This window comes from Caulobacter sp. GW821-FHT11E11, from assembly GCF_058808315.1.
Map to the genome: position 1 here is coordinate 249,253 of NZ_JBXARO010000008.1, position 22,137 is coordinate 271,389.

General features: G+C 65.9%; 21 protein-coding genes. 8 read left to right on the forward strand and 13 right to left on the reverse strand.

The features are described from left to right. The first annotated feature begins 60 nt into the window (after positions 1–60). Genes AC1RR5_RS20755 through AC1RR5_RS20770 form a run of 4 tightly spaced genes read left to right on the forward strand, consistent with a single transcriptional unit; the run spans position 61 to position 3,008 of the window. Positions 61–702, forward strand: coding sequence for a chemotaxis protein CheX (locus AC1RR5_RS20755; RefSeq protein WP_492924580.1), 642 nt, complete (start codon positions 61–63; stop codon positions 700–702). A gap of 7 nt (positions 703–709) precedes the next feature. Continuing rightward, on the forward strand, positions 710–2,173 hold the full coding sequence (locus tag AC1RR5_RS20760; RefSeq protein WP_492924582.1) for a sensor histidine kinase: 1,464 nt from the start codon (positions 710–712) through the stop codon (positions 2,171–2,173). A gap of 52 nt (positions 2,174–2,225) precedes the next feature. Continuing rightward, a complete protein-coding gene (locus tag AC1RR5_RS20765; RefSeq protein WP_492924584.1) occupies positions 2,226–2,576 on the forward strand; it encodes a response regulator in 351 nt (116 codons plus the stop codon). Positions 2,577–2,624: 48 nt separating this feature from the next. Next, a complete protein-coding gene (locus AC1RR5_RS20770) occupies positions 2,625–3,008 on the forward strand; it encodes a CZB domain-containing protein (RefSeq protein WP_492924586.1) in 384 nt (127 codons plus the stop codon). A gap of 5 nt (positions 3,009–3,013) precedes the next feature. Here the strand turns inward: AC1RR5_RS20770 and AC1RR5_RS20775 are convergent, their stop codons facing one another. The 5 genes from AC1RR5_RS20775 to AC1RR5_RS20795 all read right to left on the reverse strand — a co-directional run bounded on the left by AC1RR5_RS20775 (position 3,014) and on the right by AC1RR5_RS20795 (position 7,180). After that, on the reverse strand, positions 3,014–3,313 hold the full coding sequence (locus AC1RR5_RS20775) for a DUF2188 domain-containing protein (protein ID WP_492924588.1): 300 nt from the start codon (positions 3,311–3,313) through the stop codon (positions 3,014–3,016). A gap of 25 nt (positions 3,314–3,338) precedes the next feature. Beyond that, a complete protein-coding gene (locus AC1RR5_RS20780) occupies positions 3,339–3,602 on the reverse strand; it encodes a hypothetical protein (RefSeq protein ID WP_492924590.1) in 264 nt (87 codons plus the stop codon). A gap of 12 nt (positions 3,603–3,614) precedes the next feature. Beyond that, positions 3,615–4,097: an Hsp20 family protein gene (locus AC1RR5_RS20785; protein ID WP_492924592.1), complete on the reverse strand. Its 483-nt coding sequence runs from the start codon at positions 4,095–4,097 to the stop codon at positions 3,615–3,617. A gap of 877 nt (positions 4,098–4,974) precedes the next feature. Further along, the gene (locus AC1RR5_RS20790) at positions 4,975–5,889 is read right to left on the reverse strand and encodes an acetoacetate decarboxylase family protein (RefSeq protein WP_492924594.1); all 915 of its coding nucleotides are present in this window, start codon (positions 5,887–5,889) and stop codon (positions 4,975–4,977) included. 40 nt (positions 5,890–5,929) lie between these two features. Further along, positions 5,930–7,180, reverse strand: coding sequence for an NADH:flavin oxidoreductase/NADH oxidase family protein (locus AC1RR5_RS20795; RefSeq protein WP_492924596.1), 1,251 nt, complete (start codon positions 7,178–7,180; stop codon positions 5,930–5,932). Positions 7,181–7,248: 68 nt separating this feature from the next. Between AC1RR5_RS20795 and AC1RR5_RS20800 the strand changes: the two genes are divergently transcribed. The 3 genes from AC1RR5_RS20800 to vapC all read left to right on the forward strand — a co-directional run bounded on the left by AC1RR5_RS20800 (position 7,249) and on the right by vapC (position 8,529). After that, positions 7,249–7,716, forward strand: coding sequence for a MerR family transcriptional regulator (locus AC1RR5_RS20800; protein ID WP_492924598.1), 468 nt, complete (start codon positions 7,249–7,251; stop codon positions 7,714–7,716). 181 nt (positions 7,717–7,897) lie between these two features. Next, entirely contained in the window at positions 7,898–8,119 is a 222-nt protein-coding gene (gene vapB / locus AC1RR5_RS20805; protein WP_492924600.1) for a type II toxin-antitoxin system VapB family antitoxin, read from the forward strand. After that, a complete protein-coding gene (vapC, locus tag AC1RR5_RS20810; protein ID WP_492924602.1) occupies positions 8,119–8,529 on the forward strand; it encodes a tRNA(fMet)-specific endonuclease VapC in 411 nt (136 codons plus the stop codon). Before vapB ends, vapC begins: the two co-directional genes overlap by 1 nt. Positions 8,530–8,805: 276 nt before the next feature. On the opposite strand, the gene AC1RR5_RS20815 is transcribed toward vapC, so the two are convergent. The 5 genes from AC1RR5_RS20815 to AC1RR5_RS20835 all read right to left on the reverse strand — a co-directional run bounded on the left by AC1RR5_RS20815 (position 8,806) and on the right by AC1RR5_RS20835 (position 17,510). Next, positions 8,806–9,555 carry an alpha/beta hydrolase gene (locus AC1RR5_RS20815; protein WP_492924604.1) on the reverse strand — a complete coding sequence of 250 codons (750 nt, stop codon included), beginning with the start codon at positions 9,553–9,555 and terminating at the stop codon, positions 8,806–8,808. 361 nt (positions 9,556–9,916) lie between these two features. Continuing rightward, positions 9,917–13,393, reverse strand: a complete 3,477-nt coding sequence (locus AC1RR5_RS20820; protein WP_492924606.1) for a TonB-dependent receptor — start codon at positions 13,391–13,393, stop codon at positions 9,917–9,919. A 221-nt stretch (positions 13,394–13,614) separates the two neighbouring features. Next, positions 13,615–14,940, reverse strand: coding sequence for a DUF1593 domain-containing protein (locus tag AC1RR5_RS20825; RefSeq protein WP_492924608.1), 1,326 nt, complete (start codon positions 14,938–14,940; stop codon positions 13,615–13,617). Positions 14,941–15,454: 514 nt separating this feature from the next. After that, entirely contained in the window at positions 15,455–16,807 is a 1,353-nt protein-coding gene (locus AC1RR5_RS20830; RefSeq protein WP_492924610.1) for a HAMP domain-containing sensor histidine kinase, read from the reverse strand. Positions 16,808–16,832: 25 nt separating this feature from the next. Next, a complete protein-coding gene (locus tag AC1RR5_RS20835; protein ID WP_492924612.1) occupies positions 16,833–17,510 on the reverse strand; it encodes a response regulator transcription factor in 678 nt (225 codons plus the stop codon). Between the two features lie 186 nt (positions 17,511–17,696). Between AC1RR5_RS20835 and AC1RR5_RS20840 the strand changes: the two genes are divergently transcribed. Then, complete coding sequence (locus tag AC1RR5_RS20840; protein ID WP_492924614.1) at positions 17,697–18,203, forward strand: hypothetical protein; 507 nt, start codon at positions 17,697–17,699, stop codon at positions 18,201–18,203. 23 nt (positions 18,204–18,226) lie between these two features. Here the strand turns inward: AC1RR5_RS20840 and AC1RR5_RS20845 are convergent, their stop codons facing one another. From AC1RR5_RS20845 to AC1RR5_RS20855, 3 genes are all read right to left on the reverse strand, one after another. Then, on the reverse strand, positions 18,227–18,910 hold the full coding sequence (locus AC1RR5_RS20845) for a Fe2+-dependent dioxygenase (RefSeq protein WP_492924616.1): 684 nt from the start codon (positions 18,908–18,910) through the stop codon (positions 18,227–18,229). Then, complete coding sequence (locus tag AC1RR5_RS20850) at positions 18,907–19,650, reverse strand: tetratricopeptide repeat protein (protein WP_492924618.1); 744 nt, start codon at positions 19,648–19,650, stop codon at positions 18,907–18,909. The genes AC1RR5_RS20845 and AC1RR5_RS20850 overlap by 4 nt, the downstream gene beginning before the upstream one ends. A 77-nt stretch (positions 19,651–19,727) precedes the next feature. Further along, on the reverse strand, positions 19,728–22,034 hold the full coding sequence (locus AC1RR5_RS20855) for a TonB-dependent receptor (protein ID WP_492924620.1): 2,307 nt from the start codon (positions 22,032–22,034) through the stop codon (positions 19,728–19,730). Positions 22,035–22,137: the final 103 nt, after the last annotated feature.

Here is a 22,137-nt window from a genome sequence, read left to right on the forward strand (position 1 = left end):
GTTGCGCCTAAACGCCATGGCATTGCGGCGGGCGCTCACGTCCTGGGCGGCATCGGCGCAATGACGCCGGTCGACGATCTGCTCGACGCGCTCGAACACGACGCCTTGGTCGAACTGGTCAATATGGGCGTGGGCCGCGCGGCCGCGGGACTTGCCGCGATGGTCGGAGAGCAAGTCCACCTGACCGTGCCGAATCTAGCGCTCGTCACCCGCGCCCAGGCCGCCGCGCTTCTCGCCGCGCGCGATCCGCACCGCCTGATCGCCGTGCACCAGCGCTTTGAGGGCGACATTAGCGGCCGGGCCCTGCTGATCTTCCCCGAGACCAAGAGTCTTGAATTGGTGCGCGCCGTGGCGGGCGCGGACCTGTCGCTGGAAGACATCGCCGAACTCGAGCACGAAGCCTTGGCCGAAACGGGCAATGTGGTGCTGAACGCCTGTCTGGCGACCATGGCGAACATGCTCGAGCGGACGCTGAAGATGTCCCTGCCTGACGTTGTGCGCGGCCATGGGGCCGAGCTCCTGGGGCTGTCGCCCGCCGCCGAGACGGAAGTCGTGCTGCTGCTCTACATCGACTTTTCGATGCGGCGTCGCGCGCTCGGCGGATATATCGTCTTCTTGATGGACATGCCCTCGCTGATGGCGCTGAAGGCGCTGATCGGAGACTTCATCGACCGCGCGACCGGCGCGCCGGCCAAGGTCTAATTGCGCGATGCATCGGGATCTCCTCAACAGCTTGAACGTCGGCGTGCTGGCCCTCGACCGCGAGCGTCGTGTGGCCGTCTGGAACGCCTGGCTGGCGGGCGCCACCGGCCTTAGCGAGGCGCGTGCGCTAGGCCACACGCTGAGCGAACTGTTCCCCGGCGCGGATCTCTCAAAGCTTGATCGCGCGGCCCGGGACGCGGCGCAAAGCGGCGCCTCGCGCCTGCTCAGCCACGCCCTGCACCCTGGCCTGCTGCCGCTTCGAACGCGCGCCGACCGGCCTATGCTGCACGACATCGTCGTCGGCCCGGTCGGCGAGCCGCCCTTCGCGCTCACCTTCGTGCAGATCACCGACGTGACCGTGGCCGCTGAGCGCGAGCGGGTGTTGCGCGAGCGCCAGAACGCCCGCTACGCCGCCGTCGTCGACAACGCCCGCGACGGCATCCTCACCGTGGACGAGACGGGCATCGTCCAGCACGTCAACGCCGCGGCCGGACGCCAGTTTGGCGTCGAGGCCGTCAGTCTGGTGGGCGCCAGCGTCACGTCCCTGTTCGAGGACGGCCGGGCGTGGGAGCAAGTCTGGCGCAACGCCATTGGCGGGCGCGTGGAGGATGAGCGCACGGAACTGATCGTGCGCCGCCCCGATGGCGCGACCAGCTATCTCGAGGCGTCGGCCTCGCGGTGGCAGAGCCAGACCCAGGCCTACGCCAGCGTGATCCTGCGCGACGTCAGCGAGCGTCACGCCACCGATGCGGCCCTGCGACAGCTTAACGACGACACCTCCGCCTCCCTGCTCGACGAGCGTCGCGTCTCGGAGCTGCGAGAACAGTTCATCGCCGTGCTCGGGCACGATCTGAGAAATCCGCTGGCTTCGATCGATTCAGGCATCCGCATCCTGCTGCGGGATCCGGCCAACGAGCGCGCGCGCACGATCAGCACGATGATGCACCAGTCGGTGCTGCGCATGGCGAGCCTGATCGACAATGTCCTGGATTTCGCCCGCGGCCGCTTGGGCGGGGGCATCGCCCTGCGCCTGCGTCCCGAACGGGTCGAACCGATTCTCGAACAGGTGGTGGCCGAATTGCGGTCAACCTGGCCCGATCGCGAGATTCAGACCACCTGGGCCGTGCCCGATCCGATCGCCTGCGACATCACGCGCCTGGCTCAACTGTTCTCCAACCTCTTAGGCAATGCCCTGACCCACGGCGCGAAGGATGGGCCAATTGTCGTGTTGGCGACGCATAGACGCGGCGAGTTCGAGCTTTCGGTGAGTAACCCCGGCGAGGACATTGCGGCCGCAACGCTTGAGCGACTGTTCCAGCCCTTCTCTCGCGGCGACGTCACACCAAATAAACAGGGGTTGGGCCTAGGTTTGTTTATCTCCTCTGAGATTGCCAAGGCCCATGGCGGAGTATTGCGCGCCACTTCGACACAGAAGACCGTACGTTTTATTTTTACGATGCCCGCGAATTAAATGAACATTCATGCTATCGGCGGGTTATGGTCCAGTCAAAGGCGGTAGCGACATGGTCCACGTTCTTATCATCGAAGATGATCCGCTCATCGCCATGAACCTTCAGCTTCTGCTCGAGGAAAACGGCGCCACGTCCAGCGTTGTCGTGGCGACGCAGGATGAGGCCATCGACGCGGCAAGACAGAGACGGCCTGCTTTCATCACCGCCGACGTGGGTTTGGCGACTGGCACCGGCCCGGCCGCAGTGGCGGCGATTCATCGGGCCCATGGCTGGATCCCGATGATTTTCATTACCGTTCAGCCGGACGCCGAAGATCGGCTGGCCCGGACCGGAGAAGTCTTCGGCAAGCCGATCAACGAGCGAGCCATCGCCAACGCGTTCAAGACCCGGATGGCCGCCTAGATTCTGGACGGCCCCAAGCGCGCCTAGTCCCCGGATTTTTCGTCGTGCTTGTCGATCGACGCCACGACGGCTTGCGGGCCGGTGGGCTTGTCCGTCGCCTCGGATTCGGCGTCGGTGCTCGTCGCGGCCATCACCGAGCGCCACCCGATCGATCCCAACGCCCTGCGCTCGGACAGACTGTGTCCGACCGGTTGCTGCTTGCCTGGCGAGGGCGCCAGGCGCTGGGCCGGCAACCATGCCTTCCTGGACTTGCTCGAGACCCATCGCGCCTTCCACCAAGAGGCTGGCTTGGTCGCCGACCAGATCCATCGCGGGCAATGGACCGACGCCCAAAGAGCGCTGCGCAACGGGTCGCCCTTCGCCCTGGCGTTCGCCGACCTGCAGGCGGTGCTGCGCCGGATGCGGACTACGGCTTCGTCCCTCGCAGCCTAGCCCGGCTAGGCGCGCTGCGCCGGAATGGCCCCCGGTTCGCCCCCATACGGTGGAAACAGGAAGCGTCCGGCCCGCGCGCCATCGCGCAAGCGGATCTCCAGGACGACCGGCTCGCCAGCGTCGGCCAACCGGTGGGCAAGATCGCGCGCAGCCTGCTCGGCGCGGGCGCCAGTGGCGAACGCCAGGGGGCTGCCGTCGAAATCGCCGCGAACGATCCAGCCGTCGCCCGACGGCTCGACAAAGATAAAGCAGGCCATGATCACAACGTAGGAACAGAATAGCGGGCCAAGTTGGCGGCCGGCCACCGACTGGCCGGCCGCCCGCCCCAACTCAAGGGCGCGCGTCGCGATCCAGTCGGCTCAGCGCGGACAACACCTCGCTGAGCGGAACTGGCGCGGGCGTTCCCAAGAGCCATCTTTGGCTCGGACGATGCTCCACAGCGCTGGCGTCCGAGGCCCATGCCGCCAGGATCTCGCGCTTTTCGGCAGGGTCGAGATCCTGGTCCTTGAGAACCTCTAACGGATGGAGAAAGCCGACCGCAGGCCGCACAGGCCAGGGCCGCGCCCGATCGGCCAGATGGGAGTCCGTGCGCATGGCGAGCCTCCTTTAGGCCGCCTTGCGGGCCTTGGCAGGCTTGAGATCCAACGCCTGCTGGGCCGCGCCGACGCCAATGGGAATCTGCCTCGGCTTCAAGGCTTCCGGCACCTCGCGCGCCAGGTCGATCGACAGGACGCCGTGAGCATGGCTGGCGTCCTTGACCACCACATAGTCGGCCAGCTCGAACCGGCGTTCGAAGGCGCGCTGGGCCAAGCCCTGGTGCAGGAAGGATCCCGCGCCCTGCCCGTCTCCGGGCGAGCGCTGGCCCTTGATGACCAGGAGGTTGGGCTCGGCGAGAATCTCAAGGTCGCTCGGCGCAAAACCGGCGAGCGCCAGAGAGATGCGATAGGCGTCCTCGCCGGTCTTTTCGATATCGTATGGCGGATAGCTGGCGCTCGCCCCGCTGCGCAGGGCGGTCTCGACCAGATCGACCATACGGTCGACGCCGATCATCGAGCTGTAGAGCGGGGTGAAGTCGAACGCGGTGCTCATTTCCATCTCCTCGAAAGCAAGTTGGACATGAGGGGCGCTAGGCCAAGCGCCGTGCGCCCCCAGGGGCCAGGCCCTGTCGGCACCCGGCAGCAGGCGATGAGTTAGGAGATCGTCGAAAGCCGTCAAGACTTCGGTAGGCAAAAATCAGCTCGTTCCTCGGCTCGCCGCCGCCGAGCCTGTCTCGTTCCTAACGTCGGCTGCCGGGCAGTGATCGCGCGTCGCAGGCGCCAGCGGCTGCGGAATGAAAACGGCATCGGACCTTCGTGATCAGGCTTCGAGGGCCCCGGACCTGCAAAGTCTGCCCCCAACGCGAGGATGCGGGAGGTCATTGCTCGCCTGGCCGAGACCTGGGACGATCTTGCCGCAGAGCGTGAACGCCAGGTTCGCGAACGAGAGGGCGGTCCGCTCGGCTCGTGAGCGCCATGTGTGGACGGCTCCCCGTTGGCAAGGGCGATCTGACGTTCTGCGAGGCTTGGTCGGTGCGGCATGTGTTCGACCTGTTGGTGCGGTACGCATGATCGCTGCGATAATGCCTTCCACGAAGGCGGGTCCCGACCAATTGCACGCGCTCAAGGCGCGATGGCGCGAACGGGTTATCCCGCCTTCCGGTATCGACCGGCTGTCACATTAGATCTCGTCCGCCTTCTCAAGTTTAGCGGCCGCGGGGTGGCGCCCGGCCTGGCTCCTAAGCCACTAGTGGCTCCTGTAGCGCTCGCCGCTGATCATGATCGCCCAGATCATCCGGGCGTTCTTGTTGGCCAAGGCGACGGCCGCTACCCTTCTCGGACATCGAAGGCCCACCTGCGCTGCGCGCCATGAACAGACCTTGGTTTCGCTCCGGGAATGCGACGTTTTGATGGGAGGCTCGACTGTTCAGTCACTCCCCTTGCCCGACGCCGAACCTTTTCAGCGCGATTGGCATGTTGAGCGCTAGCTGCGCATCCCTGATCACGTCCAAGCGCAGCATGGACGACGCGCCCAGGCCGTTGAGGAGATCGCTCATCGGCCCTCCGTTGCGCGTCAAGGTCACGCCCTTGGGAAAGAGCTCCTGAGAATAGGACAAGGTGTTGGACTGCACGACCGTCTGGTTCCACTCGCCGTCGACCTGATGGATCATGGTGTTGGCGCCCATGCGCGACTGAGACGGCACATCGCGGAAAGCCGGCGCCGGCGCGCGCAGCACCAGGTCGGGAGAGTCGTCGGTCGCAGAGATGCTGGCTTTCACCTCACCGCCGATTTCCACCGTGATCGGCGTCAGCCACTTGGGCAGCTGATAGCCTTGCAGGCCGCGCGTGCGCGCGATCTCGGTTGTGACCGGAAGCGCCAGGACATGGGCGAAGAAGCTGCGACGCCGCATGTCGCCCAGGAGCTGGCCCACATGCGAGCCCTTGGCGCGGGGCCGGCGCACGACGACAGCGATCGAGACCTCGTTGTAGGGATCGTTGTCGCAGATGGCGTAGGAGAAGAAGGTCAGCGCCACAAGGCCCCTGCCCGGTAAAGGCCGTAGCGGCTGGAGCGGCGCCGGCAGGGCCGACGCGAGCCGGTCGACCGGTGCGGTCATCAGAAGCTGCACGGAGCTGCTGCGGTAGTAGAAGTTCGGCGCCCAGACAGGCCCGACCCGCGAGGCGACTCTCTGCTTGGGAATCCGCCGGAAGAAGTCGATGTTGCCCGCCGCCGGATCGCGCGCCACGACGTCCAGGTCGGGATTGGACCGGAAGCGGTCGTAGTATCCGTCCTTCGGGACCTGGACCGTTTGGTCGCCGAACTCGACGTCCACGAATTTCTCAACCATGCCCTAAACCTTTTCGACAATGGGCCAAGCGCGACGGCGATCAGATCGCTGCCATGCGCTGCGCCATCCAGCGCCGATACTGGCGAGCGCTTCTCTTGACCTGGAGCTGAGCGGTGACCAGAGCCCAGACGGGCGAGATGTTGGGCGCGGTGCGCCGCCGACGGCTCAAGCGCACGAGCTGGTAGCGGACGGCGGCCATGTGCGCCGAAGAGGCGATGGGCTTGTTCTTCCAGGTGATGGGCCGCAGGCTGGGCGCGACGGCCTTGCCCTGCCGCCACAGCGTGGGAAGGTTTGGCTCGATGGCCAGCGCCGTAGCGATGCCGGCCATGGCCACACCGCTCTCGACGACCCTCTGCGCCACCTCGCGCCGCTTGATGCCGCCCGTGACCATCAACGGCATGGCCGCGACCTTGGCGATCTCTTCTGCGAACTCCAGGAAGTAGGCCTCGCGCGATAGGGTCCGCGCGTCGCGCGAGGCGCCCATCATCGCCGGCGCCTCGTAGCTGCCGCCCGACAGTTCGACCAGGTCGACGCCCAGCCCATTGAGCATCTCAACGACGGTGCGCGCGTCCTCGAGCGAGAAGCCGCCGCGCTGAAAATCGGCCGAGTTGAGCTTGACCGCGACGGCAAAGCGCGGCGTCACCGCCGCGCGCACGCCACGCACGATGTCCAGCAGCAGGCGCGCGCGGTTTTCCAGGCTGCCGCCCCAGCGATCCTTGCGATGGTTGGCCAAGGGCGAAAGGAACTGGCTCAGCAGATAGCCGTGCGCGGCGTGGATCTCTACCCCGGTAAAGCCGGCGCGTTCGGCCAGCACCGCCGTCTTCGCGAACCGCCGCTCGACCTCGGCGATGTCGGAAGCCGACATCGCGCGCGGCATGGGAAAGATCTTGGACTGGGCGCCCAGGTCCGGAGCGATAGCCGAAGGCGCTAAGGTTTCCTGGCCCAGGGCCGCGGGCATCTGGCGGCCGGGATGATTGATCTGCATCCACACCTGGCCGCCGCTCGACCGGGCCGCCGTGGACCAGGCCTTGAAGCGATCCAGGTGACGGTCGTTCTCCAGCACAACGCCGGCCGGCCCGGTCATGGCGCGCGCATCGATCATCACGTTGCCGGTGATGATGAGCCCCGCCTTCCCTGCCGACCAGGACTGATAGAGGTTGATCAGCGCCTCGGACGGCCGGTGATCGCCATCGGCCATGTTCTCCTCCATCGCCGCCTTGGCGATGCGGTTAGGGATCACGGCGCCGTTGGGCAGGGTAAGCGGGGAAAACAGGGACACAGGCGGCTCCACCAAAAGCGTGGACCCAGCCCTAACCTTTAAGTTAGGTTTAGGGTCAACAGGCTATTTGGGCCCCGCGGATGAACATCGGTGACCTCGCCAGACGCACTGGCCTCACGCACTCGCGCATCCGGTTCTATGAACGGGAGGGCCTGCTCACGACGGTAGAGCGCCGTCCCAACGGCTATCGCGCTTATCCGAGCAACGCCGTGCTCGTCCTCGAGCTGATCGCTACGGCGCAGCGGGCCGGCTTCAGCCTTGACGAGATCCGAACTCTTCTCCCCTCCGATCTAACGGACTGGAAGCACGACGCCCTCGTAACGGCGCTTCACACGCGGGTGGCGGACATCAAAGCCCTTGAGGTCCGCCTGGCCGAAACCAAGGCCCAACTTGTCGCGCTCATCGCGGGGATTGAGAGCAAACCGGACGATCTAGACTGCGCCGCCAATGCGCGTCGGGTGCTTTCGAGCGTCTTGGGCAAGGAGATCGCGCCCGTCCCCACCGAGGCTACGGGTCGTGTTCAAGCGCGACATCGCACCCGCGCCTAGGGAACCCTTCTGGGACCTCAAGACGGACACGGTCGCCCCTGCGCCATTTCCTGAGGTTGGAGCGGTTCTGGAAAGGCGACGTTCGCTGGTCGACGCGGAGCCGGAGACTGGCTCGCGCCTGACGCGGGCTGGACTAACCGCAACGGCGGGTATATACACAATGTATATCCCAGAGACGATCGTGTCGAAGACCAAGCTTTTCCAATCGAATCGCACACAGGCCGTCCGCCTGCCTAAGGACGTGGCCTTTCCCGACGGCGTTACATCCGTAACGGTTCTTCGCGAGGGCAATCGACGTGTCATCGTTCCTTCGGATGCTGTTTGGGATGATTTCTTCAATGCACCTGGCGTCGACCTTGGGACGCGCGATCAGCCCGCGGCGCAGACGCGAGAAGCGTTTTAGTGCTGCGGTACCTGCTGGACACCAACCTCTGCATCCGCGTCCTCAGAGATCGACCTTCGGGCCTTCGGGAGCGTTTCAACGCCAATGCCGACGCGCTCTGCACTTCAACGATTGTCCTGACAGAATTGCTGCACGGCGCGGCCAAGTCCGCCCGGCCAGATCATAACCGACGCGAGGTCGAGCGCTTCGCGGCTAGGCTAGAGGTGCTGGCTTTCGATGAGGCGGCGGCGGATCATGCCGCCGATATCCGGGCGGTATTGGAACGCCTGGGGCGCCCAATAGGCGGCTATGACCTCCTGATCGCGGGTCATGGTCGCTCGCGAGGGCTTGTCGTCGTCACGGGCAATCTGGCGGAGTTCCAGCGCGTCGACGGGCTTCGTTGCGAGGATTGGCTGGCAGAGCAGCACTGACGGCGATCAAGCCCGCCCTATCTGCGCCAATTGCCGCTGTTGGCGCGCCTCCAGACACGGAACATTCAGCACCTAGGTTAGCACCGACCCGACGGAAATGGATGCCGTCGCCCTCCAGCGTGGGCTGTGTTGGGCGATAGCTTCGCGAAGGTGGCTTCAGCAGCAGCCACCTTCGCTCGCCTACGAGACAAACAGACATTGGCGCGGTCGCGGAACGCTGACCGTCAATGCTCATCAGACGCGGGGATGTTCGTCGCGGCGACGGCCACGTCGCCGTCAAAGCCCCTGCCGTCCTCCAAATCCGTGACCCTTACGGCGCGCCCACGCCAAAAACAGCTCAGGCCAGGCCGCGGCTGGACCTTGGCGAATTCCGAAGCCATGGCCGCCCGTCTCGAAGAAATGCGCCTCCGCCGCGATCTTGGCTGCGCGCAGGGCGGCGAGGTAGCCGAGACTGTTTTCCACGGGGACCACATCGTCGTTCCAGGCGTGCGCCAGGAAGGTTGGCGGCGTGGAAGCGTCAACATGCAGGCGCGGTGAATGGCGGACGATCGCCTCCGGTGACGGAGTCTGGCCGAGTAGCGACCTGGCCGACAGGGCGTGGGCATAGGGTGGCGCCATGTCGATCACCGGATAGATCAGCGCCGAGAGGTCTGGCCGGGTCGCGCCCTCGTCAGCGGCGTCGACCGGCGGGTAAGCGAGCGCCTCACGCGTCGCCAGGCTCGCCGCGAGGTGGCCGCCCGCGGAGAATCCGATCGCCGTGACCTGGTGCGGATCGACACCGACCTGGGCCGCGTCGTGGCGGATCAGGCGCATGGCGCGCTGCGCATCTTGCAGCGAGGCCTCCGAACGCTCCGTCCAGCCCCCGGCCGGCAAGCGATAGCGAAGGATGAAACAGGTGAAGCCGGCTTCGGTGAATCTCTGGGCGACCGCGTAGCCTTCGCTGTCGAACCACTCGTTGACGTAGCTGCCGCCGGGGATGATCAGCACGGCCGCGCCGCTTGGCCGCTGCGGCCGCAGCAAGGTCATGTAGGGCAGCCCGATCGATGAGGCCACGCGCAATGGCTGGCCCTCGACGTAACGTGTCTCAACTCGCTCCTGGGGCAAGACGGCGGGTGCGCCGGGCGGGCTCCCTGGCCACAAGGCAAGCGCCTCGCCAACGGCCTGAGGGTCCTTGGCGGTCGCAAGGCTTGGGACGGCGGCGACAAGGGCGCCAAGGCTCAGGAGGCGGCGGCGGTCAAGCCGACCAGGGTCGTCGTGCATGTGGCGGCCGGCGTCCTTGTCAAGGAGGTTGCCTCGCGCTCGGGGCTCCAGGGCGTCACGCGCGAGCGCACAAAAAGAAGGACCGCGACACCGAAAGCATCGCGGCCCAGTTGGGGAAATCCTGGATCTAGAAGGTGTAGCGAATGCCGGCGGTTATGATCCGACCCGCGCCCGCGGAGTATTTCCGCACCACGCTGGGCTCGTAGTTCCACTGCGACTCCGGCTCGTTGAAGAGGTTCTGGACCGACAGATCGCCACGCAGCTGTTTCGAGAACTTGTAGGACATCTTGGCGTCGACATAGGACGTCGCCTCGGTGCCGCCAAAGTCGTTGAACGGACTGGTGCAGACGCCGCCGGTCGCCGGGTCGGTGTTCAGGCCCGGCGGACACAGGCCGGTCGACTGCGGGAACACGCTGGCGAAGCGGTCGCGCCAGCTATAGGAGGCGCGCGCCTCGAACGGCCCCTTCTCATAGTAGAGCGTCAGGTTGACCGCATTTGGCGAGGCGAACGGCCAGGGCGCCTTGGCCGCCGCGCCCGACTGGGTCAGGTAGCTGAGCTCTGACTCGATATGGGTGACGTTGGCGATGAAGCCGAAGTCTTTCCACGGCGCGGGCAGGAACGTGAAAGCCTGCTGATACTGCACCTCGATGCCGTTGACGACCCCGCCGGGGCTGTCGACGTAGGAGGTCACCGTCCAGACGTTCTCGCCGTCCATATAGGCAGTCTGCTCCGGCGTCAGGGCTAGGCCGCCGCGCAAGCTGGCGTAGAGTTCCGGCGCCAGGAAGTCGTTGAGCTTGGCGGCGAAGGCCTGCTGGCGCGGGAACGAGCCCAGCTTCTTCTTGAACAGGGCTACGGAGACGAGGGCGCCGGCCTGCGGGTACCACTCGATGTTGAAGTCGAAATTGTCCGAGCGGAACGGCTCCAGCTTGGGATTGCCCAGGGTGACGCGCGGGGTGTTGGCGCCGCTGTCGGGGGCGGCCGGCAACGAGATGGCGGTGACGCCGGGCGACAGGTTGCCCAGCGATGGGCGGGCCATCGACTTGGCGGCCGCGAACCGGACGACCAGGTTGTCGGTCAGCTCGTAGACCAGATTCAGCGACGGCAGGGTGTCGGTGTAGCTGTTGGCGCCGGTCATCGTCGTGCCGTTCAACGCGCCGCTGGTGCCCGAGGCGATGCTGGCGACCTCGGTCTTGACGACCCGTACGCCAGCGTTGCCGCGCAGGCGACGGCCCAGCAAATCGATATCGAAATCGCCCTGCACATAGCCGCCGGTGTCCTTCTCCTGGACCCGCAAGCCGTCGCCCAGCGAGGTGACCAGGCGCCAGTCGGCGAACTGGTTGACGCAGTTGCACTCATAGCCGAGCAGGCGGGCGAAGGTGTCGCGATCGGGGGAGAACCACGAGGTCGGCACGCCCTGCGGCAGCTTCAGGCCTGCCCCGAAGTTCACGACGCTGCCCATCTGGGCCAGGGTCAGGTTGGCGTATTCAGACTTGTTCTGCTCACGGCCATACTTGTTGAGCTCGCCAACCGTCGGGATGACGCTGCGGCTGAAGGTCGAAGAGAAGGTCTCGAACTCGTATTTGCGCTGGCTGCCGCCGAACGAGACCGTCAGGTGGTCGTTCCATTCGTACCGGAAGTCGCCGCCAAAGGTCTCGTACCGGTTGTTCAGCGCTCGAACGTAACGGGAGACGCCGGCATAACCCTTGACGATGTCGCCCCACGCGCCGACGTCGGCGACGTTGAAGTTGGGGTTGAACACCGGCATGTCGCCGCCGCCCCGTTCGTCGAAGACAAAGCCGTTCTTGTCCAGCGTGTAGAGGTCGACGCGGCCGCCATCGATCCGCAGGTGTGAATACGAGCGGCCATAGATGAAGTGGCCGGTCAGCCTGTCAGTGAAGTCGTGATCGACCGCCAGGTCGATCTGATTGAAGATGCTGGTGTTCTTCGAATAGGCGTCGTTGCTCATCCAGTCGACGCGGTTGAGCTTCATGTAGTCGACCTGGCCGGCCTCGTTCAGGTGCACGTCCTGGATCGTGGTGTGCGGCTTACCCACCAGCGCGTCATACATCAGGATGCCGCGCGGGTCGGCAGCCGCCGCGGCCGCGCTGTACCCGACCGAGCCGGGGTTGTTGTAGTAGTCGTAGGTGTCGAGGTTGTAAGGGTTGGTCGACCAGGTGTTGCTGTTCAGCACGGTCGGCACGGTGACGTACGACGTTCCGTTCCAGTACTGGGTGCTGGAAAATATCGGCAAGGTCGCGCTGCCCAGGCTGCCGGTGCAGTTCAGCGTGGCGCTGGTTGTGCACGCGTTGCCGTACACCCCACGCCGATCGGCGAAGTAGTTGTTGTTGGCGGCAGAATAGGGACGCAGCCCCGTCGTCGTGTTCGTCAGGCCGATCTCGGCGCGGGCATTGTCGAACTGCCGGTTCAGGCCGAACGAGCCCAGGATGTGCGACTGGTTGTCCACCTTGAATTGAGCCCACAGGCCATCGAGGCGCACGCGGGTCTTTTCGGTCGGGGCCCACTCGATGGTGCTGGTCAGGCCGATGCGTTCCTGCTTCAGGTCCTGCTGCTGGATGCTGGTCAGGGCCGGATTGGTGGCGGAGAGATTCTTCTCCAGCGCGGCCCAGGCGGCCGGATCCGAACCGAACATCAGCGAATTGGCGTCGATGCCGAAGGCGGTGGCGCCCAGCCCGGACGAGGCCGGGGTCGTCGAGGTCGGCGTAGGCGCGGCAAAACCCCAGAAGCAGTTCAGCGGCGATCGGTTGGTGGTGGCGTTGACCAGCGGCGCGCCGCTGGCGATGCAGGCGGGGGCGACGGCGCCGCCCGTGCCGTTGCGGACCGGACCAGCCAGGTCCGAGCCGCGATACAGCACCTCGAACTGGCCAGGGTTGCGATCGTAGAAGCTGAGGCCGGTCTTGCGTTTCTGATAGGCGCCCGACATCAGGAAGCCCAGCTTGTTGTCGAACCAGCGGTTGGAGATCATCCCCGCATAGCGCGGATTGTGCTCCTTGCCGTTGCTGTAAAAGTTGTCCTGCACCGACAGCATCAGGCGCTTGCCGATCTCCAGCGGCCGACCGGTGTCGATGTCGACGGTCGCGCCCAGCGAGCCTTCGTCGACGGCCGCCTCGGCCGACTTGCGGACCTTCAGCGAGCTGAAGAGGTCTGAGGCGAAGACGTTGTAGTCGAAGCCGCGCGTGCGGTTGATCGAGGTCTGGCCCTCGTTGGTCCCCGAGGCGGCGACGGTCTCGATGCCGTTGAGGCGGGTGCGGACGAAGTCGCCGCCCAGGCCGCGCACGGTGATCGTGCGGCCCTCGCCGTTCTCGCGCTCGATCGAGATGCCCGGAAGGCGCTGCAGCGCCTCGGCCAGGTTCGACTCCGGAAACTTGCCGACCTCCTCGGCCTTGATCACGTCGATCATAGAATTGGAAACGCGCTTTTCGTTCAGCGCCTTCTGAAGCGACGAGCGAAAACCCGTCACGACGATTTCCGAAACTTCCGCGTCATTGGCCGTTTGCTGAGCGTTCGCGGCGGTCGCCGCCAACAGCATGCCCAAGGCCGACACGCCTGCAAACAGCAGGCGGCGCTGGCTGAAATGCCCCTTCATTCGATTTCCTCCCCGTCCCTCGGCGCCGTCTGCTCATGAGCCCGTGGACACGGGAGGCGAGGCTACCGTCAGGCATGCTGTATCGAGTGGTTTCGAATTTCAACGTTTTATTTCGTATTAATTTCGTGCGGTTTCGTTTTGTTGCCCCACCAAGGCATGGAGATCGTCGCGCTGCGCAAACGCCGCGCCCATGACCCGTCACGTCCAGGCATGGGGTCCCCTCAATCCAAAACCATGGGAAAGCTAGGCGCGGGGCGCTGGCAGCGGTCCATGCGCTCGGCGAAGTCCCGCAGGACGTCGCGACGCCATTGACTGACGGTCTTGGCCCCGAGAAACGGTCCCTCGGCGACGTCCAGCGCCGGGATGTCCGTCCACCAGTTGGGCCAGCGCGCATCGGGACGGCGATCGGCATCGGGCGCGGGGCGGACCGAGGTGATGCGGCCGCGCCGGCCATCGAAACCGGGCCCACCGCCCGCGATCGTGTAGTCGTAGGTCTTGGCGTCCTTGGGACTAAAGCGGAAACGCAAGGTTCCGTTGGCATCGATGTCGCCGTCCAGCACCTGGTTCTCGATCCGTAGCTTGGCGCCGGGTTGCGCGTCGCCGGGCAGGTTGAGCTGCAGGACGCCAAACTGCTCCATGCGGTCCTCGGCGGTGGTCAAGCGGTCGAAGGTCGCCGGCGCGCGCGACCAGGCGCGGACGTAGCGCCCGCCCCAGCCGGGTTTGGTCGGATCGCTCGTGTGGCCGCCCAGGGCCCAGCCGACCGATGGGGTGTCGCCCATCTTGATCGTGCCGGCCAGGTTGGTGGCGAAAAAGTCGCCCATGGCGCCATGGCCGGCTATATGCCGCGCGACGAAGGCGGTGTTCCCCCAGTCTCCAGACTGGTCGCCGCCGGTGAACCAGCCGCGATAGGTGTCGTTGGACTCGATCAGCCACAGCTTGGAATGGCGTTGGGCTATGTACTGATAGGCGTCGACCGACCATTTCTTGTTGGGGCCGCCGATGAAGAAGACGCGCAGTTTCGGCGCGATGTCGGGCGCGTCGTGCAGCGCCTGGGCCAAGTCCTCGATGCCGCCCCAGACCAGCACGTGAAGCGGACGCGGATCGGGCCGGCGGGCGCAGGCAATGATCCAGTTGGAACCTTCGGTCGGGCGGCGATAGCCCTGATAGGGCGCGGTCTCTGTCTCGCCCTGCCTGACCAGCGCGCGCAGCGCCATGGGGCTTGGATACCGCGACGACCATGTCCTGAGGTTGGCGAAGTCCTGATCGTAGAGATCGATCACCTTGCGGATGTCGCTGGCCCGCCCTGCCCCCCATGGCGAGGAGACCAGGCCCTCTAGATCGAGGCGGTCGGCGTAGAGCAACAGGTGGACCATCGACTGGAAGTCGTCGGGATCGCTGCCGCCGATGTCGGACGAAACGAGTACGCGCGGTGCTGGTCCCCGTGATCGCGATTGCGCTCGCCCCGATAAAGCCGAGAGCCAGCCAAGGCCCGCCAGGCCACCCACAACGAACCCCCGACGATCCGCCAAATACGCTGGTGTGCTCATCGCAGGCTTTCCGTTGTGTCATTGCAAGGCGCGTCGCGGCACAGCTCCGCTGGCGAGGCAGGATCCTAAACCCGAAGAAATCGACATAAAAGGAAAACAAACGAAACTCTAAGGCCGTGACTCGTAACATCGTGCGCGTCACGCCCTCGATGGAGACCAGGCGCTGACGAACGGCGATGAGCGCAACCTGGATCGTGGCCAAGCACCCGATCGCGCAGACGTCGCCGCCCCGTCACCGTCGCCAATCGGACGACGCCAGGTCACCCTTGATCTGCAACGCGCCGCGCGCGGCCCTTTCAAGGCGGACGGCTAGAAACGCGCATTCGCCATGGCTCGTGAGGTTGGCTGAGCTCACCTTGAGGTCGGAGAGGCTTGAGGACGTCCTAGCCCGGCGCGGGCTTGGCGCTGAGGTGAGCATACCCGGCAACGTTCGGTTGGAGATCCTGATCAACGAGGCCGCTTCGGAGAAAGTCACCTTGCTGCGCGATGGCGCCGCGAAATGCCGAGATCGCGGCTAACGTCCAGTCGGCAGGTCGATGACCAGAGCCAAGCCGCGATCACTGGGACGGACCCGGATGCTTCCATCGTGCGCGGCGACGACCGCCGACACGATCGACAGGCCCAGCCCGTGACCTGGCGAGGAGCGCGATTGATCGAGCCGGACAAACCGCTTGAAGATCCGGTCGCGCAAGTCGGGCGGTACGCCAGGACCATCGTCGACGACGTCCAGGATCGCACGCCCTGCCGCTTCGCGAAGGCGGATCTCGACGCGCGTCTTGGCCCCGGCATGGACGAGGCTGTTGTCCAGCAGGTTCGATAGAGCGCGCTGCAAAAGCCGCGCCTCGCCGCGCACCTCGACAGGTCGCAGGTCGAGGTCCAGCGTCATGCCCGACGTCTCGAAGGCAGGCGCATAGGCTTCCGCGAGTTCGCGGATCGCCGTTTCGAGCGCCACCGGCCCGAACCGGTCGCGCACGGAACGGCCCTCCAGTTCCGAGAGCGCCATCAGGCTCGAAAGCAGGTCCTGGAGACCGTCGATCTCCTGCAAGGCGCGGCTCAGGCCCTGGCGTTGCGCCTCCGTCGTGGCGATCGCCTCGGTGTCCTCCAGACGCGCCCGCAGACGGGTCAGCGGCGTGCGTAGGTCGTGGGCGATATCGCCCGAGACCTGCCGCAGATTGCCTAGGAGGTCCTCGATCCGATCGAGCATCCGGTTGAGAACTTGAGCCAGTTGGTCGAACTCGCCGCCGGACCCATCGATCGGCATGCGACGCGAGAGATCTCCGCCCATGATCCCTTCCGCGGTGGTGTGGATCGCGCTCAAACGGCGCTGCACCACCCTGCCAAACAGAAGCATGGCCAGCAGACTGGCTGCGATCATGATGCCGAAGTTGATCTGGAAGAGACGCTTCAGCGCGCGGTCGATTTTATGAAGCCCGCCGCGATCGGCGGCGACGATCAAGCGTCCGCCGTGTTCCAGAGGGGTGTTTAAGGCCTGGGCGACGCCTCGGGTCCCGTCGGGCCGCTGAAAGTGGGCGAACTCGCTCCAGCCGGAAGGCGGCGCGGCGCCATTGAAGTCACCTGCCCGGCGCTGGCCTTGCGCGTCCAGGACGAGATAGGCCATGCCGTTGCCCTCCTCGCTCGCAGCGCTGAGGTAGCCGATCATCGGTCGTTTGGTCGGGGCGGTGCGATCCTCGACAGCCCTCACCAGGACGTCGAAATTCGTCCGTCCATAAGTCGCCAGCAAGGACGCGGTTTCGAGTTCGATGCGCCGGTCGAGCTGCCGCTCTATTTCGTGGTGAACCTTGTCGAAGGTGATCGCCCCGACCGCCAGGGTCAGGACGCAGGACACGCCCGCCACCGTCAGGGCCAAGCCGCCGATCGATCGCGGAAGCCGCCTAAGCATCGTCATCCATCATGTAGCCAGCGCCTCGGACCGTCCGGATGGCGCCGCGCTCGAACCCTTCGTTGAGCTTCGAGCGCAGGCGTGACATGTGGGTCTCGACGATGTTGGTCTTGGGGTCGAAGCCGAAGTTCCAGACCCGGTCGAGTAACATCGTGCGGGTAACGATGCGTCCGGGGCTACGCATCAACTGTTCCAGCAGCATGAACTCACGCGGCTGTAACTCCACGAGGCGACCGCCGCGCCGGACCTCTCGCCTTAGGAGGTTCATCTCGACATCGGCGATGCGCAGGACCGCTGCGGGCTCAGCCGACGCGGGCCGACGGCCCAGCGCCATGACCCGGGCGGCCAGCTCCGAAAAGGCGAACGGCTTGACCAGGTAGTCGTCAGCCCCCTCCTCCAGTCCGGTGACGCGGTCGTTGATCTGCGACATCGCCGTCAGCATCAAGATCGGGGTATTGTCGCCGGCCGCCCGCAGCGCCTTGAGCAGAGATAGCCCGTCGATGCCGGGCACCATGCGATCCAGGACGATGACGTCGAAGCTGTCCGTCGACAGGCGCTGCAGCGCCGAAACGCCGTTTGTGGACAGTTCGACCTGATGTCCACGCTCCTTCAGTCCCCGAGCGACGAAGTCGGCGGTTTCGGCGTCATCTTCAAGCACAAAGACGTTCAACGCGCGACGCCCCGCGTTCGCATGCAGCGGCCCTCAAACATTAGCGCCAGATTGGCTTGACTATACATTTTCCCAACGTTGCCTGCCCAGCGTCGACACCGCTTACCGAGGCGCTATCTGCTGATAACGCGACTTGCTCTCAACATGATAGCCCCCGACCGAACCACGATGTCCCAAGCCAGCGCAATGCTTCGTCTGAACGGTCGGCGGCTGCGTCCGCGCTTGGGCGGACGCTTCGCTGCCCAGGCCGCGCTGCCCGAGCCCCCATCGCTCGCGGGGCCGCCCCAAGGGGAGCTGCGGGCCAGCGTCATTTCGCGCTGCGAAGCGCTCGGGGTGCGCCTGACCACCAAGCGTCGTCGCCTCATCGAGGTCTTTGACATGGTCCCTGCGCCCATCGACCTGGAGACGGTCTGGTGGAAGGCGGTGGCGTTGGAACTGGAGGTCAACAGGTCGTCGCTGCACCGCCTGGCCGCCGATCTGGTCGCCGTCGGCGTGCTGCGGGAGATCGGCGTCTGCGATCGCCGCACCCGCTACGCCACTCAGCCGACCGTCTCGGTGGAGATCGCAGCCGGCGACGACAAGCCCGCCGCGGCCGAGCACGACCCGACGCTGATCGAGCATCTGATAGAGGCTCTGGCGCGTCATGGCCTGGATGCGGCTGGTCGTCGCATCGTCATCAGCCTTGGTGACTGACAGCGTCGCCTGGCGACGGCGCATCAGACCTCGGCCCATTGGCGCAGAAGGTTGTGGTAGACGCCGGTCAGCGACAGGATCCCCTGGTCGTCGGCCTCGACCTGGCGGGCCAGGCGCTGGATGGCGACGTCCATCTCCAAGAGGATCGTGCGGCGGGCGTCGTCGCGGATCAGACTCTGGATCCAAAAGAAGCTGGCCGTGCGCCGGCCTCGGGTCACCGGGGTGACGTGGTGCAGGCTGGAGCTGGGATAGAGGATCATGTCGCCGGCCTCGAGCTTGACGACGTGGTCGCCATAGAGGTCGTTCACGACCAGCTCGCCGCCGTCATAGTCGTCGGGCTCGGCCAGGAAGAGCGTCGCCGACAGGTCGGTGCGCAGGCGCTGGCTCGTCACCGGATCGCGGCGGATGGCGTTGTCGACATGGTCCTTGAAGCCCATGCCTTCGCCGTAGCGGTTGAACATCGGCGGCAGAATGACCTGAGGCAGGGCCGCCGAGACGAACAGCGGATTGGCCTCCAGCGCCTGCAGGATCGTCGCCCCCACGGCGCGGGCCGCGTCGCTGTCCTGCGGCAGCTGCTCGTTGGCCTTGGCCCGCGCGGCCTGGTGGCCCGAGGTCAGGTTGCCGTCGACCCAGGGGCCGGCGTCCAGGATCGCCCGGCACGCGGCCACCTCGGCTTTGGTCAGCACCTGCGGGATCTGCAGCATCATGACGCGGGGTCGCCCGCCTCGAGCGTGTCGGCAAGGTCGCGATAGGCCAGGATCGGCGCTGAGCGCAGGAAGGCGATCATCTTGGCCGTGAAGGCCGGTGTCGCCGTCTCGGCGGCCTTGCGAAATTGCCCCAGCGCCGCCTCGACCTCGCCGCGTGAGGCCAGCACGCGGCCCAGGTTGAACTGGCCCCGGAAGTCGCCGGCCGCCGCCGACCGAGCGTAGTGTTCGGCGGCGATCGCGAAGTCCTGTGCGACCTCCCAGCCGTCCTCGTAGAACCCGCCGACGATGTTCATTGACTTGGCGTGACCCAGAGCCGCCGCGCGCTGGAACCAGGCCAGAGCCTCTGGGCGGTTCTCGGCCGCCCCGTCGCCCAGCATCAGCCGTGTGGCGTGGTTGTACATGCCCCACTCGTCGCCGCGCTCGGCGGCCTGCCGATACCATTGCGCGGCCACCACGATATCGGCCGGCGCGCCCCAGCCGTTCTCGTAACATCGCCCGACCATGTTAAAGGCCAGGGCGTCGCCGCCGGCTGCGGCCTTGAGGAACCAGGCCAGGGCTTCGCCGTCATCGGATGGCCCGCCGAAACCGTCGAGAAACATCTGGGCCAGGAGCGCCTGGGCGCGCGGGGCGCCGCGCTCGGCCAAGCCACGCATCCAGGCGCGCGCATGGTCGGGCGGCCCTGCCATCCTGCGGGCCACCTCGGCCACCATGGGATCGGCGTTAGGCGAAGGGTCGGTCATCACTTCTCTCGAACGGACGAAGCCGCGCCGGCGTATCGCGCCGACGCGGCTCCAAGCCAAGGTCCTTTCGGGGAGGATCAGAACTTGGCGTTCAGGGACAGCACCGCCGAGCGGCCGGGGGCGATGGTGGCGTAGTGGGTCGGATAGGCCTGGCTGAAATAGGTCTCGTTCGTCAGGTTCTGGATATTGAGCTGCGCGGTCAGATTGTCGCTGATCACGTAGCTGGCGTTGGCGTCGAAGCGCCAGTAGCTGGGTACGAACTTGGGCAGGTTCGGATTGGTGCTCCCCATGACCTTGGCCATGTAGTTGGCGCCGCCGCCGACCGTCAGGCGCGGCAGCACCTTGTAGGTCGTCCAAAGCGAAGCGCTGTTCTTGGGCGTGTTCGGGAAGGGCTGGCCATCGGTCAGGCCCGCCGCCGCGCCCGCGCCGCCGTTCTTGACCAGGATGGCGTCCAGATAGGTGTAGCCGCCGAAGACGTCCCACTTGTCGGTGATCGAACCCGAGGCGCCGACCTCGAAACCGCGCACGCGCTTTTCGCCGGCCATGGCGACGGTGCCGTCGGTCTGGGTGATGCGAGCATTGCTGGTTTTGACCTCGAACACCGCGCCGGTGAGCGACAGCTTGCCACCGAACACGTCCCACTTCCCGCCAGCTTCCAGCGTGTGGTTCTTCTCGGGGCTAAGCGCGGCGTTGACGTCGCTGCTGAGCGGCGTGCTCTCGCTGCCCTGGGCGATCGAGCTGCCCGACGGCGTCGAGGCCGTGGCGTAAGACACGTAGAGCGCGCTGGCCTCGGTCGGCTTGTAGACGGCCGCGGCCTGGTAGTTCCACAGCTTGTCCTCGCGGCTGAACGTGCTGCGGGCGAAGGGCGTCGCGGCCGCGCGGGCGCTGGTGAAGCGCGCGTCGTAGTCGTCGTAGCGGACGCCCAGATTCAGCTGCCAGTGCGGGTTCAGCTCGACGGTGTCGAAGGCGTAGAGCGACTTGGTGACCGTGCGGGCGTTGGTCGGATTGTTGACCCGCGAGATCGTGCCGTTGAACGCGTCGCTTGGGTTGGGGTTGTTGACGGTCGTGCAGACGAAAGCGGCGATCGCCGCGGCGCTGCAAGTGTTGTAGGTGGCCGCCAGGGCGCCGTTGTAGAAGACGTTGTAGGCGTCGTTCTCGCCCTCCTCGCGCGAGAACTCCAGGCCCGTGGCGAAGTTGTGAACCACCGAACCGGTGTTGAACTTGCCGTAGAAGTCAGTCTGGTTGGTCAGGTAGCTGACCTCGGTGACGCGGCTGTTGGGGCGGCGCCAGATCAGACCGTAGTAGAGGTTGCCCTTGCTGTCGTCCGGCTGGGTCCAGATGTAGTCCTGGGCGCTCTCGGCGTAGCGGGTGGTGTTGCGCAGGTGGACATCGTGGCTGAAGTCGTGATCCAGGCGCACGGTGGCCATGTCGACGCGCTCCTTGCGGAAGTCGCGATCCTTGACGCCATAGTAGGTGCTGCGGTCGACCTTGATCGGCTCGCCATTGCCCGTCTGAAGGACGCGCGGACGACCGTCGGTGCGGGCGACAAAGGTCGGGTTGTTATACGGGATGCCCGCGTCTGGCAGGTCGTCGCTCTGCAGGTGGTAGAAACTGACCGTGGCGCGGTTAGGCGTGCCCAGGCCAAAGGCGATCGACGGCGCAACGCCCCAGCGCTTCTGGTGGACCTCGTCGCGACCGGCGACGCCGGCGTCGTGGACCATCAGGTTCAGACGCACGGCCACGCCATCGGCGATCACGTGGTTCACGTCGAAGGTGGCGCGCTTGTAGTCGGCCGTGCCGACCGCCACCTGGCCGCCGATCGCATTGGTGCGGTTAGGAGCCTTGTTGTTGATGTAGACGCCGCCGCCCGCTCCGCCGCGACCGGCATAGCTGCCGCTGGCGCCCTTCACGACCTCGATGCTCTCGGTGTTGAACACCTCCCGCGACTGGGCGCCGATGTCGCGCAGGCCGTCGACGAAGGTGCTCGACTGGGCGTCATAGCCGCGCAGGAACGGGCGGTCGCCGACCGGATTGCCGCCCTCCCCGGCTCCGAAGGTGATGCCAGGCACCGTGCGCAGGGCGTCGACCAGGCTGGCCGAGCCGGTCTGCTGGATCAGGTCCTGCGAGATGACGGTGATCGACTTTGGCGTATCGCGCAGGGGCGCGGTCTGCTTGGGCGAGAGGTTGGACTTTTTGCCGTCAATCTGAACCCCGTCGACCGTGGTGGATTGTTCATCGACGGGCGCGGTGGCGATCACGCCCTCCGCCACGATGACTTCGGCATGCGCGACCGAAGCGCCCAGGCCAGCGACGCTCGCGACGGCGGCGGCGCTCAATGCGCGACGGCTACGGCTCCGGATGCCCGGCGACGACGAGGTGTTCATGTGCAAATCCCCAGACTTGCTCGATCTGGGAAGACCGAGCGCCCTTCTTGATACTGAGAGGCGCTCTTAACTTCACAACCTGGCCGCATCAATGAGAAGCATT

Excerpts from the sequence above, each read along its gene's own strand:
- AC1RR5_RS20755 (WP_492924580.1), top strand. The coding sequence starts at position 61 with ATGACGCCGGTCGACGATCTGCTCGACGCGCTCGAACACGACGCCTTG.
- AC1RR5_RS20760 (WP_492924582.1), top strand. The coding sequence starts at position 710 with ATGCATCGGGATCTCCTCAACAGCTTGAACGTCGGCGTGCTGGCCCTC.
- AC1RR5_RS20765 (WP_492924584.1), top strand. The coding sequence starts at position 2,226 with ATGGTCCACGTTCTTATCATCGAAGATGATCCGCTCATCGCCATGAAC.
- AC1RR5_RS20780 (WP_492924590.1), bottom strand. The coding sequence starts at position 3,602 with ATGCGCACGGACTCCCATCTGGCCGATCGGGCGCGGCCCTGGCCTGTG.
- AC1RR5_RS20785 (WP_492924592.1), bottom strand. The coding sequence starts at position 4,097 with ATGAGCACCGCGTTCGACTTCACCCCGCTCTACAGCTCGATGATCGGC.
- AC1RR5_RS20790 (WP_492924594.1), bottom strand. The coding sequence starts at position 5,889 with ATGGTTGAGAAATTCGTGGACGTCGAGTTCGGCGACCAAACGGTCCAG.
- AC1RR5_RS20800 (WP_492924598.1), top strand. The coding sequence starts at position 7,249 with ATGAACATCGGTGACCTCGCCAGACGCACTGGCCTCACGCACTCGCGC.
- AC1RR5_RS20815 (WP_492924604.1), bottom strand. The coding sequence starts at position 9,555 with ATGACCTTGCTGCGGCCGCAGCGGCCAAGCGGCGCGGCCGTGCTGATC.
- AC1RR5_RS20820 (WP_492924606.1), bottom strand. The coding sequence starts at position 13,393 with ATGAAGGGGCATTTCAGCCAGCGCCGCCTGCTGTTTGCAGGCGTGTCG.
- AC1RR5_RS20825 (WP_492924608.1), bottom strand. The coding sequence starts at position 14,940 with ATGAGCACACCAGCGTATTTGGCGGATCGTCGGGGGTTCGTTGTGGGT.
- AC1RR5_RS20840 (WP_492924614.1), top strand. The coding sequence starts at position 17,697 with ATGCTTCGTCTGAACGGTCGGCGGCTGCGTCCGCGCTTGGGCGGACGC.
- AC1RR5_RS20845 (WP_492924616.1), bottom strand. The coding sequence starts at position 18,910 with ATGATGCTGCAGATCCCGCAGGTGCTGACCAAAGCCGAGGTGGCCGCG.
- AC1RR5_RS20850 (WP_492924618.1), bottom strand. The coding sequence starts at position 19,650 with ATGACCGACCCTTCGCCTAACGCCGATCCCATGGTGGCCGAGGTGGCC.
- AC1RR5_RS20855 (WP_492924620.1), bottom strand. The coding sequence starts at position 22,034 with ATGAACACCTCGTCGTCGCCGGGCATCCGGAGCCGTAGCCGTCGCGCA.